Annotated in this window: 11 protein-coding genes; 1 reads left to right on the top strand and 10 read right to left on the bottom strand. The window is 40.6% G+C overall.

Going from position 1 to position 11420, the window contains the following annotated elements; all coding sequences use genetic code 11:
• From G6W43_RS02665 to G6W43_RS02650, 4 genes are all read right to left on the bottom strand, one after another.
• A partial coding sequence (locus G6W43_RS02665; protein ID WP_194169080.1) for a cache domain-containing protein occupies window positions 1-1218 on the bottom strand: 1218 nt, incomplete at its 3' end.
• A gap of 128 nt (window positions 1219-1346) precedes the next feature.
• Window positions 1347-2117, bottom strand: coding sequence for a basic amino acid ABC transporter substrate-binding protein (locus tag G6W43_RS02660; protein ID WP_194169079.1), 771 nt, complete (start codon window positions 2115-2117; stop codon window positions 1347-1349).
• Between the two features lie 11 nt (window positions 2118-2128).
• Entirely contained in the window at window positions 2129-2857 is a 729-nt protein-coding gene (locus G6W43_RS02655) for an amino acid ABC transporter ATP-binding protein (protein ID WP_012140156.1), read from the bottom strand.
• Complete coding sequence (locus G6W43_RS02650; RefSeq protein WP_012140157.1) at window positions 2850-3560, bottom strand: amino acid ABC transporter permease; 711 nt, start codon at window positions 3558-3560, stop codon at window positions 2850-2852. The genes G6W43_RS02655 and G6W43_RS02650 overlap by 8 nt, the downstream gene beginning before the upstream one ends.
• A gap of 148 nt (window positions 3561-3708) precedes the next feature.
• On the opposite strand from G6W43_RS02650, the gene putP reads away from it, so the two are divergent.
• Window positions 3709-5196, top strand: coding sequence for a sodium/proline symporter PutP (gene putP, locus G6W43_RS02645; protein WP_194169078.1), 1488 nt, complete (start codon window positions 3709-3711; stop codon window positions 5194-5196).
• A gap of 48 nt (window positions 5197-5244) precedes the next feature.
• Here putP and tsaD read toward each other — a convergent pair whose 3' ends face one another.
• From tsaD to G6W43_RS02615, 6 genes are all read right to left on the bottom strand, one after another.
• A complete protein-coding gene (tsaD, locus tag G6W43_RS02640; protein WP_194169077.1) occupies window positions 5245-6249 on the bottom strand; it encodes a tRNA (adenosine(37)-N6)-threonylcarbamoyltransferase complex transferase subunit TsaD in 1005 nt (334 codons plus the stop codon).
• Window positions 6246-7544 carry a M99 family carboxypeptidase catalytic domain-containing protein gene (locus G6W43_RS02635; RefSeq protein ID WP_194169076.1) on the bottom strand — a complete coding sequence of 433 codons (1299 nt, stop codon included), beginning with the start codon at window positions 7542-7544 and terminating at the stop codon, window positions 6246-6248. Before G6W43_RS02635 ends, tsaD begins: the two co-directional genes overlap by 4 nt.
• Complete coding sequence (locus tag G6W43_RS02630; RefSeq protein WP_194169075.1) at window positions 7544-8779, bottom strand: uracil-xanthine permease family protein; 1236 nt, start codon at window positions 8777-8779, stop codon at window positions 7544-7546. Before G6W43_RS02630 ends, G6W43_RS02635 begins: the two co-directional genes overlap by 1 nt.
• On the bottom strand, window positions 8766-9875 hold the full coding sequence (gene dxr / locus G6W43_RS02625; RefSeq protein ID WP_194169074.1) for a 1-deoxy-D-xylulose-5-phosphate reductoisomerase: 1110 nt from the start codon (window positions 9873-9875) through the stop codon (window positions 8766-8768). The genes G6W43_RS02630 and dxr overlap by 14 nt, the downstream gene beginning before the upstream one ends.
• Window positions 9857-10588, bottom strand: a complete 732-nt coding sequence (locus G6W43_RS02620) for a phosphatidate cytidylyltransferase (RefSeq protein WP_009294260.1) — start codon at window positions 10586-10588, stop codon at window positions 9857-9859. Before G6W43_RS02620 ends, dxr begins: the two co-directional genes overlap by 19 nt.
• A 174-nt stretch (window positions 10589-10762) precedes the next feature.
• Window positions 10763-11119 carry a restriction endonuclease gene (locus tag G6W43_RS02615; RefSeq protein WP_194169073.1) on the bottom strand — a complete coding sequence of 119 codons (357 nt, stop codon included), beginning with the start codon at window positions 11117-11119 and terminating at the stop codon, window positions 10763-10765.
• Between the last annotated feature and the right edge of the window lie 301 nt (window positions 11120-11420).

Raw genomic sequence — 11420 nt, 5'->3', positions numbered from 1 at the left:
AAGTTGTAGATCTTTAAATGTGCTTTTTAGTTGATTTAGAGCTGGGTTATTAGTATCTGCTTCTAAGCTTGCTTCATAGTTGCCATCTTTTATCTCATTTACAAAGGTGTTGGCTTTTTGGATGAAGATACTTTGATCTTTCATACCATCTTCAATGGCTTTTGTGTTTTTGTTTATTAGCTCTGCCATTTGACCAAATTCATCTTTAGATGTTATCTCTATAGGCTCTGCTTTGTTTGTCTTATGATTTAGTAGATCAAAGAAAGATAGCAGGCCTGTTTTTAGTTTGAGGATGATTTTTAGGAGGTAAGAAGATAGGTAAAGTGAGAGCAATAGTCCTAAAATAAGTACCACTACAAGCACTCCGACAGACGCATATGCAAGCGAGTTTAGATCCTCTAAAAGCTCATCTTTGTCAAGCTCGCCGACCAGATACCAGCCCATACTTTTGATATATTTTGAGCCGATCAATAAGTTTCTGCCATCTTTATCTAGCGATATGTAGCTGCCATTTTCGTTGATTAGCTTTTTAAGATTTGCATCGCCTACTATATCTTTTAGATTGCCACTTTCATCTTTGCCGATTTTGATGTCGCCTTTTTCATCAACTAGTAGAAATTTACCGCCGCGACCTATCTTTTGTGACTGGACAAAATTTACTATCTCGCTTAAATTTACGCCAGTAGCTGCTATACCATAAAATTTATCATCTTTTTGAACTTTGTAGTTTATATACATCATTATCTTGCCGCTGCCGTCTTCAGCCTTGTTGATATCGATCAGGCTTAGGTTGCTGCCATCTTTTAAGGCGTAGTACCACTTGTCATTTTCTGGGTTAATGACCTTTAAAATTTTATCTTCGACGTAGTAGTTTAGGGTTCTATCTGAGCCAAACATTATCGTATCTAGCTTTAAATTTTTAGCAAGAGTTTGAAAATAGTCAAATAAGACCTTTCTGCCGTGCTCGTCCTCGCCATTTTTGACCCAGTCTATTAAAAAGCTATTTTGAGTTATTTGATAAGAAGCGTCGATTATCTTATCGATGTAAGATTCTATTTTGTAACCAACTTCATTGACAGCAAGTGGGAATTCTTTGCTTTCAACCCTGTCGGTATATAAATTTTTAGCCATGTTATAGGTCACAAGACCAACCACACTAACACAAACCAAAAGCATGACACTTAGCACAAGTGCCGTTCTCATCCTGAGTGATTTCATTACATTCTCCTTAAATCAAATTAACAATTTTATTACAATATATTTAAATAATATTAAATTTTATAAATTAGAAATTTGTGAGATTTTTTGCAAGAAGCATCTTGCCTCTTGCAAATTTATATTAGGATTTATTTTTTAAGGTCGTATTTAGCAAGCATTTTGTCAAATTCGCCAGATTTTTGTAGCTCTTCGATCGCAGCATCTATCTTTTTGATAAGATCAGTATGTTTACCCTTATCAAATGCCATCGCAAAGCCATCTGTGCCGTCAGGAAGTCTTAAAAACTCCTCTAAGTCTGGATTTTGTTTTAAAAACTCAACACCTATTGGGCTATCAGTAAGCACAACATCGATCTTGCCGGCATTTAGTGACATTATAGCTGCCGCTACGTTTTCAGCTGGGATTGACTGAGTTGTGATATTTTTAGCTGCCTCTTCTTGAAGCGTGCCAACTTGAGCTGAAATTTTCTTATCTTTAAGGTTATCTTTATTTACGTCTGAGCCTTTTTTGCGGATAAATAAATTCTCTGAAAAATAATATGGCTTAGTAAAATCAACAGACTTTCTTCTCTCGTCAGTCGCGCTCATGCCGCTTATCGCGATATCTATCTTGCCTGTTTTTAGAGCTGGTATTAGGCCATCAAAACTCATATTTGCAACGTCAAATTTGATCCCAGTTTTTTTAGTGATCTCATTTAGAAGATCGATCTCAAAACCAACGATTTGATTTTTATCATCAAGATACTCAAACGGAGGGTAATCAGCGCTTGAACCTACCTTATAAACTACCTCTTTGTTAGCTTCTGGCGCATTTGCACTGGCTTTTGTGCCACTATCATCACCACAACCTATAAAAAACATAACTAACCCTAACACTAGAACTTTTAAAAAATTTTTCATTTTACTCCTTATTAGTGATTTAAAATTTTACCTAAAAACTCTCGCAGACGCTCGTGCTGCGGATTTGTGAATACATTTTTTGGTGTGTCATCAACTGCTATCTTGCCTTTGTCCATAAAGAAAATTCTATTTGCGACGTTTCTTGCAAAGCCCATCTCATGGGTCACCACAAGCATCGTTATACCCTTGGCTGCGACATCTTTCATGATATCAAGCACCTCGCCGATCATCTCAGGATCAAGCGCGCTTGTTGGCTCGTCAAATAGTATCACCTCAGGCTCCATAGCTAGGCTTCTAGCGATTGCTATACGCTGCTTTTGACCGCCTGAGAGCTTGTGCGGATAGGCAAATTTCTTATCGCTTAGCCCAACACTCTTTAGCAGTTCATCTGCCCTCCTCTCGGCACTCTCTTTGTCTAAGATCCCAGCTTTTATCGGAGCTAGGGTCAAATTTTGCAAGACATTTTTATTTGCAAAAAGATTAAAGTGCTGAAATACCATGCTCACTTTTTGTCGAATTTTATTTATGTCTGATTTTTTATTGAGGATATCTTCGCCATTTATCTTGATATGTCCGCTATCTGGCTCTTCAAGACGGTTGATGCAACGCAAAAATGTACTTTTTCCACCTCCACTTGGGCCAATTATCGCTATAACTTCGCCTTTTTTGATATCCACGCTGATGTCATTTAAAACACACAAATCGCCATAGCTTTTGTTTAAATTTTTAATCTCAATCATGGCGATTTAGTCTCCTCTCAAGTAGTTTCACCAAAAGGGTGAAAAATTTAACGCTCACGTAATATACAATGCCCGTAAAAATGACTGGCTCTGGGCTGTAAAACACCGCCTGCAAGCTCTTACTTTGCATCGTGATATCAACGACGCTTATGTAGCCAACGACTGAGGTCTCTTTAAAAAGTGAGATAAACTCATTAGCAAGCGCTGGCAAGATGTTTTTAGTAGCTTGTGGGAAGACTATCTCACGCATCGAAACGTAGTAGTTTAGCCCCATCGCCCTAGCTGCCTCCATCTGACCTTTATCGACGCTATTTATACCACTTCTTACGATCTCAGCGACGTATGCTGAGCTATTTAGTCCAAGTGCGATCACAGCGACATAGAAGTTATCGCTCCAAGTGGCGAAAATCACCACAGAAAATATTAGAAGTTGAAGTATTACAGGCGTTCCACGCAAGATGTCAATATACTCATCTATGACGAAATTTAAAACCTTGATATCTAAAAATTTAATAAAAGCTAAAATAAATCCAAGTGTGATGCCTATAGCGATACCGCCTATCGTAAGGCCAAGTGTTACTCCATAACTTTTGATATATGCGATCTCTTGTGCCTCGCTAAGATCTCTTGGATAGAAAAAATATGTTCCAAGTGAGACAATTATTATAAAAAATAGAAATTTGGCTAAATTTTGAGCGTTCAACTTCGTCCTTTCTTTAAAATGTAGCCTTAAATGATACGAAAAAAAATATATCATTTTGCTTAAAATTTTTTAAGGAATAAGCCCACTCATTGAAATTTAAATGATTTTATAATAACATAAGCGTTTTATTTTATTTGAAAGGAAATTTATGAGCTTTGGGTCTTATTTAGCCATCGCCATCTATTTTGGTTTCTTGCTCTTTATCGGACGATATTTTTACGATAAAAATGCAAGTATGAACGAGTATCTACTGGATAACCGCCAAATGGGTCCAGTCGTCACCGCACTTAGCGCTGGCGCTTCTGATATGAGTGGTTGGATGCTACTTGGCGTGCCCGGGGCATTATACGCGACTGGCGTGACAAACGTCTGGATGATAGCTGGCCTTATCGTGGGAGCTTACTGCAACTACTTATTTCTAGCAAAAAGGCTTAGGGTCTATACTGAGGTTGCGAGCGACAGCATCACGATACCTGATTTTTTAGAAAACCGCTTTAAAGATAGGACGAAAATTTTAAGGATCATCTCAGGTCTTATCATATTGATATTTTTCACACTATACGTAAGTAGTGGCATCATCGCTGGCGGCAAGACATTTGAGAGCTTTTTTGGCTTAAAATTTGCATACGGAGCAGTCTTTACGCTCATAATCGTAGTCTTTTACACATTTTTTGGTGGATTTAAGGCTGTTAGCATAACTGACGCATTTCAGGGACTTTTGATGTTTTGCGTCCTAGTTTCGATCCCAGTCGTGGCATATCTAAATTTAGACCTGCCAGGCGATACAAATTTGATAAAAGAGATAAGCAGGCTTGATGCAAATCACCTAAATCCATTTAGAGATCAGACTTTCTGGGGCATTTTGGGCCTTCTAGCTTGGGGGTTTGGCTACTTTGGACAGCCACATATCATCGTTAGATTTATGGCGATACGTGACTCAAAAGAGCTCGCAAAGGCAAGAAGGATCGGCATTGGCTGGATGACGATCGGCCTACTAGGCGCAATTATGAGCGGACTTATCGGCTTTGTCTATTTTAGCCAAAGAGGCGGACTAAGCGATCCTGAGACAGTATTTTTAAAGCTTGGCGAGCTACTTTTCCCGCCATTTTTTATAGGTATCATCATCTCAGCCGTGCTTTCAGCGATCATGAGTACCATCTCAAGCCAGCTTTTAGTCACTTCAAGCTCGGTCACAAAGGACTTCATATTTGCCTTTTATAAAAAAGAGGTGAGTCAAAGCACACAAACAGCGATCAGCCGCTATGCAGTCGTGGTCGTAGCGCTAATCGCCACAGTACTTGCCTTTATCTCGACAGATAACGTTCTAAACGTCGTTGGCAACGCTTGGGCTGGATTTGGCGCGAGCTTTGGTCCTGTGCTTCTTTTTAGCCTTTACTGGAAACGCATGAGCGCACTTGGAGCGCTTGCTGGCATGATAGCTGGCGGTGCTACCGTGATATTTTGGATAACATCAGGGTTAAATGCCTATGTTTATGAAATTTTACCAGGCATTTTAACCTCAAGCCTAGCCATCATCATGGTCAGTATCTGGGGCGACGCGATAAATAAAATGACTAGCGAGCCACACGAACAAGTGATAAAAGATGAGTTTGAAAAGATGAAGACAAGGCTTTAAATTTAAGCAAGGTGGCTAGCTTTAGCCACCATCAAATTTACTCTAATTTTAAATTTCAATTTTCTTAAAACCAACCCTTGGATTTATAGTTAGCTTATCATGCGAGATAAACTCTTTTTTTAAGTATTTCTCACGTCCCGCTCTTGCTATCATCAGCGCATTATCAGAGCAAAACTCAAGCGGTGCTAGCAAAAGCTCGCACTCATTTTTTTGACAAAGAGTTTCAAGCCTTTTGCGTAAATTTAAATTTGCACTTGCTCCACCAACCACGCCAAAGCGCTTGAAATTTCTTAGCTTGAAAACCCTTTCAAGCTTATTTAAGATGTGCTCACAAGCCGTATTTTCAAAGGCGTAGCAAATATCTGAGATATCTTTTTGTGTGATAGTTTCAAGCTTTGAAATTTCAACTCTAACCTGGTTTTTAAGCCCTGAAAAGCTGTATTCAAGGCGCTTGTCGTGAAGAAGTGGGACGGTAAATTTAAACCTATATTTATCCTCGCATAAAAGTGCGTTTTGCTGCACCACTGCACCTCCCGGATAGCCAAGATCAAGCATCTTTGCCACCTTGTCAAAGCTCTCGCCAAAGCTATCATCGCTTGTGCTTGCAAGCTCTAAAATCTCGCCATTTTCGTTAATCTCAAGTATCATCGTATGTCCGCCACTAACTAGCAAAACGCCAAGCGGAAAGGTGGCTTCGCGGTCTAAAAATAGCGAGTAGATGTGGCCAACTAGGTGATTTACGGCGATTAGTGGGATGTTTAAGGCGATACTTAGCGATTTTGCCATGCTCACACCTCCTATTAGGCTCACGCTTAGCCCTGGCTCGTTTGTCACAGCGATCGCGTTTATATCTTTTAAATTTGGCAAGATATCATTTAAAAGCGCTGGCAGTGCCTTTGTATGAAGCCTTGCTGCAAGCTCTGGGACCACGCCACCAAAGATAGCGTGCTCCTCTTCTTGCGAGATCTTTTTATAATAAATTTGCTCCAGCGTCTCTTCATCTATGAGCGCGACAGAGCTGTCATCGCAGCTACTTTCTATGCCAAGTATCATCTAAACTCCGCTAGTATCATGCCAGCAAATTTCTCTTTGCCACTTTCACTTTTGTAAAACTCAACTCGGTAAATTTTGCCATCTTTATCTATGCTATAGCTTTTATTTAGGCTGTTTTTATCGATCTCTTGCTCGCTCTCATCAACGCTTTTAGTGCCGTATCCGATGACATTTACGCGAACGTTTTTGAGCGCTTTTACTTTAAAGCTCTTTTTAACGCTAAATTTATCGCCACTTTTTAGCTCCTGCTCTTTGCCATCGCTTAAGAGAGAAATTTTATCAAGTGGCTTTGCAAACTCGAAGTATTGCGGTTTTAGCCTAGTGACAGAGCGGTTGCCATACTGCACTTTGTAAGTATCGTTATCTTTTATGACGGCGATTAGCGGATTTGGCGAGTGGTAGCTTAACTCACCCCTTTTAAATGGCACGAAGCTTATCACTGGTTTTAAATTTTTAAGGCTAAGAGCGTAGCTGTCAAATAGCTCAAGCCTGATCTCTTTTTCGATCGCCTTTTTCACGCTTTTGACATCAAGCTCAAATGGCCTAGTAAAGCTAATGTCAGCCTTTTTCATATACTCCTCGATCGCTACTAGGTGATAATATGTCCTTTGCTCGGCGTTTAAATTTTTGCTAGCTTCGTTTGCAAAGGCGGACTTGTTTTGCGTGATAGCGTAGTAGGTAAGGCTTTTTAGCATCTCTTTGTCGCCCATCGCTGTGTGCGTATTTTTGATGTGATACTGATGTTTTGGATCTATAAGGTGCTTATTTAGCACGTCTTTTACACTTGATGCGATACTTTCAAGCTCTGGGTACTTTGAGCCTGGCAGTGTGCTTTGATCGATGATGCAAGTGTTGCCCCATTTGTCTGGATTTTCGTCCTTGCTTATAAATTTATCTCTGTAATATCCGCTGCCATCGTGTAAATTTAAGATGAGAGTGACATTTTTGTCGGTGATGACGTCTTTTATCTTCATCACTGAGTTGTAGTCTGGATCGTCTTTATCGACGTGGGCAAATTTTCTATTCATATCGCCCTTTGTGCCACGGCTTCGCTCGATGATACTTGGGAAATTTAAATTTGGCACGACCCAAAGCGAGCCTTTTGTGATGTTATAATCAGTCGCCACGATAGAGGCCGCCAAAAAGCCGCCTGGCTCGTCGCCTTGTATGCCACCGATTAAGAGCATAGTATTGCTACTTGGCTCACCTTTTTTGATAAGTGCATAGTCCAGTGCGCTTGCATTTGCAAGGCTTGCAGCCGCTAGAGCTGCTAGAAAAAGTCTAAATTTACGCATTAGTATCCTTCGTAATGCTTTGTCTTTGGCAAAAGCAAATTTAAAACTATACCAGTAACCGCGCCAAGTCCGATACCTGAAAATTTAACCGCTCCAAGGTCAAGCACCATGCCGCCGATGGCAAAGATGAAGATGAGGGCTACGATTATCATATTTCTAGGATCGGCAAGATCGACTCTGTTTTTTATAAGTGTCTCCATGCCAACGCTTGCGATGATGCCAAAAAGTAGCAGCATGATGCCGCCGATGACTGGTGCTGGGATGGTCGAGAGCACCGCGCCAAGCTTGCCAACGAAGGCTAGTACGATAGCAGTGATCGCTGCAAAGGTCATGATCGCTGGATTATACGCTTTTGTAAGGCTAACTGCACCTGTGACCTCTGAGTAGGTGGTGTTTGGCGGACCACCAAAGGCAGCAGCTAGTGAGGTGGCCAGACCGTCGCCTAAAAGGGTATTTTTAAGCCCTGGATTTTTCAAAAAATCCTCTTTTGTGACGTTTGAGATAGCGAGCATATCGCCGATGTGCTCGATCGCTGGGGCGATGGCGATAGGTATCATGTAGATGATCGCTTCGATTTCAAATTTTGGTGCGCTAAAGCTTGGCACTCTAAACCAAGGGGCGCTTGCGATGGCGCTAAAATCAACCATGCCAAAGCAGTAAGCCACGATGTAGCCAGCGATGATGCCAAGCAGGATCGGTATGAGCCTAAACATCCCCCGTCCTAGCATCATGACAACGATAGTAGCAATAAGCGATGTGGCTGCAACTATCATCGCTACGTTTTGAGTGTAAGTCTCAGTAGCTGAAGTAGCCATCTTGACGGCATTTGGAGCAAGTATCAGACCTATGGTCATGATGACTGGACCAACGACAACTGGAGGCAAAATTTTATGCAAAATTTTCTCGCCGCCAAAGCGAACCACAAGACTTAGCGCGACATAGAAAAATCCAGCAAATATAACGCCGCCCATCGTCACTGGTATGCCCCATTTTTCGATGCCGTATTGAAGCGGAGCGATGAAGGCAAATGAGCTTGCTAGAAATATCGGCGGGACGTTTTTTCTAGTTATTAGCTGAAAAAGCAGCGTGCCAAGACCGGCCGTAAAGAGCGCGACGTTTGCATCAAGCCCCGTAAGGATAGGCACGAGCACGAGCGCGCCAAAGGCGACAAATAAAAACTGCACACCGATCAAGCTTTGCTTAAGATCAAATTTATACCCCTCATACCTTTGCATTTAGCATCCTTTTTGCGTATTCTCGAACCTCTTTATCAACTTCATAAATTTCATCTACGCTTGAAATTTTTATATCCTTAAATTTCTTAGCCAAGCCCAAAATGAGCCTTGAGATATCCAAAAATGAGCACTTTTTCTCTAAAAAGCTAAACACTCCAATCTCGTTTGCAGCGTTTATGACGACACCTAGATCAGGACTAGCTAAGACTTCATCTTTTAGCGAAAAGACTGGGTATTTTTTAAGGCTGATCCTCTGAAATTTGATATTTTTTAGATCAAGTAAATTTGCGTGTGAGACGATATTTTGCTCAACTTTTTCAAAGATAGCATGTGAAATGGCTAGCTTCATATCCGTGCGTGAGAGATGCATCGTGCTTGAGCCGTCGATAAACTCGACTACGGCGTGGATGGCTGAGGTTGGCTCTATCACGGCCTCGATATCTTTTATGCCGTAAAGCCAGTAGGCCTCCATCACCTCAAAAAGCTTGTTTGTCATCGTCGCACTGTCAATCGTTATCTTTGCGCCCATATCCCAGTTTGGGTGTTTAAGCGCGTCGCTTGGCGTGGCGTCTTTTAGAAATTTGATCGGTTTTTTATAAAATGCCCCGCCACTTGCTGTGATGATGAGCTTGCTTGGGGTAGTTTTATTTTCTAGTAGAAATTTAAGCCCAAAATGCTCGCTATCAATGGGCAAAATTTCTCTTGTTTTTAAAAACTTGCCACCAACTACAAGGCTCTCTTTGTTTGCAAGTGCTAGCTTTTTACCAAGTGCTTGTGTCTTTAGACTAGGAGCAAGCCCAGCAAAGCCTACAAGGGCGTTTATCACCTTTTTTGAACTTGAAATTTCAAGCATTTCTAGCAGTCCAGACTCGCCAAAAAAGATATTTTTGGCCTCAATGTTTTTTATATTTTTAGCTAGCTTTTCGTCGCCCACGCAGACAAATTTTGGCTTAAATTTTAAAATTTGCTCGTTTAGAAGATCAACATTTTTAGCGCAGCTTAGTGCCTCGACGCTAATGTCAAATTTCTCGCAGAGCGCTAGAGTATTTTTGCCGATCGAGCCAGTTGAGCCAAGTATTACCACGATAGCGACCAAAGTAGGGCGACAACGCCAAATAAATAGCCATCTATCCTATCAAGCATGCCACCGTGACCTGGGAAAAGCGTGCCGCTGTCTTTGACACCGCAAAGTCTCTTTAGATAGCTCTCGAAGAGATCTCCCCAGACCGCAAAGACGCAGACTAAAAAGCTTGAAAATAGAATTTGAAAAAATCCATCTGTTACGAAATTTCCAACGACGCAGCCAACTATGGTGCCTACTACCACGCCGCCAACTGCACCCTCGATAGTCTTGTTTGGTGAGCTAGGGCTAAATGGATGCTTGCCAAAGGCTTTGCCAACGAAAAATGCGCCACTATCGCTTGCAACGACGCTTAAGATAAGCCACGCAAGATAGCCCATGCCATACTCTGAGTAGAGCATCCACATCATAAATATAGGAGTTGTCGGATAGACAAAAGGGGCGACTAGCTTTAAATTTTCGCTTTTTATGTGCGCAAGGATAGATGCCACTAGCATGATCGCAAGGATCGCGATAAAGATCGGATTTGTAAAATATGTAAGCACGTAAAATGCGAGTGCTGCATAAACTAGCTGTTTGTGATCGATGCCATAAAGCTTGAGCGACTCATTAAAGGCAAAGTAAAGCACAGCGCCAAGCAAAATAAAATTTAAAATATAATTATCTATAAAAAAAACTACCAAAATAGCAACAAACATCAAAACGCCAGTGATAATGCGTGAAGACATACACTCTCCTTAAAATCGTTATTTTGCCGTAATTATAACACTATAAATTTAGACGGCGTTTATAAGAGTGAAATTTGGTTTAAAATGTGTTTTGAGTTGATAAATTTTAGATTTATTTGGGTGGCTACGCAAAAAATTTATGCGATAAAAACAAAAGATTGTTTATTCTTGTATCTAGAAATTATTTTCGTCAAAAAAGTCGGTGTCGATCTTGTAAATTTCATATATCTGGCTTGTTTGAACGCCTACTTTATACTTTATCATTAGCTCAGCCAGTCTGTCGCCATCTATCAAGACTACGCTAAAGTTTTGACTATCTTTGGCAAACGTTTGTACCTCCTTTGTAAATTTTGCCGTTGTAATAAAAACGCCTTTTTTGGTATTTTTATTTGAGATAGCGCCGATGAACTGCTGTATCTCTTGCCTACCTATGTTGCTGCCGTCCTTATATCTCTTTGCCTGGATGTAAATTTTAGAAAGTCCTAGCTCATCCATGGCGCCGTCTAATCGACATCTAGTTCCATAGTTCATTTTTCTAAAATGCTAGATAAATTTTCAACAATTTTTTTAATCTTAAAAGCTATAATCACCGCATGAAATATGTAAGCCTAACAGAGTTTTTCTCTGATAATATCAATTTATTTATGAACGTGATCGCTTCATTGTTTGCGCTATTTTTTTGCTTTAGCACTGGATTTGATCTTTTATTTTTTATTACCTTGCCGCTTGGCTATATAATGGGCTTAGTCTTGTCGTTTCCGCTTTTAATATTTGTGTTTTTAGTATTTGCAGCACTAGATATTTGTATCTGTATCTTGGCGTCAGTTTGTAG

The sequence above is a fragment of the Campylobacter concisus genome, assembly GCF_015229965.1.
In the GTDB taxonomy this organism is placed as follows: Bacteria; Campylobacterota; Campylobacteria; order Campylobacterales; family Campylobacteraceae; genus Campylobacter_A; species Campylobacter_A concisus_BD.
The sequence above is the reverse complement of the archived record's forward strand: the minus strand, read 5'-3'. Positions and strand labels throughout refer to the sequence as shown.

Excerpts from the sequence above, each read along its gene's own strand:
- G6W43_RS02630 (WP_194169075.1), bottom strand. The coding sequence starts at position 8,779 with ATGCAAAGGTATGAGGGGTATAAATTTGATCTTAAGCAAAGCTTGATC.
- putP (WP_194169078.1), top strand. The coding sequence starts at position 3,709 with ATGAGCTTTGGGTCTTATTTAGCCATCGCCATCTATTTTGGTTTCTTG.
- G6W43_RS02615 (WP_194169073.1), bottom strand. The coding sequence starts at position 11,119 with ATGAACTATGGAACTAGATGTCGATTAGACGGCGCCATGGATGAGCTA.
- G6W43_RS02620 (WP_009294260.1), bottom strand. The coding sequence starts at position 10,588 with ATGTCTTCACGCATTATCACTGGCGTTTTGATGTTTGTTGCTATTTTG.
- G6W43_RS02635 (WP_194169076.1), bottom strand. The coding sequence starts at position 7,544 with ATGCGTAAATTTAGACTTTTTCTAGCAGCTCTAGCGGCTGCAAGCCTT.
- G6W43_RS02655 (WP_012140156.1), bottom strand. The coding sequence starts at position 2,857 with ATGATTGAGATTAAAAATTTAAACAAAAGCTATGGCGATTTGTGTGTT.
- tsaD (WP_194169077.1), bottom strand. The coding sequence starts at position 6,249 with ATGATACTTGGCATAGAAAGTAGCTGCGATGACAGCTCTGTCGCGCTC.
- G6W43_RS02660 (WP_194169079.1), bottom strand. The coding sequence starts at position 2,117 with ATGAAAAATTTTTTAAAAGTTCTAGTGTTAGGGTTAGTTATGTTTTTT.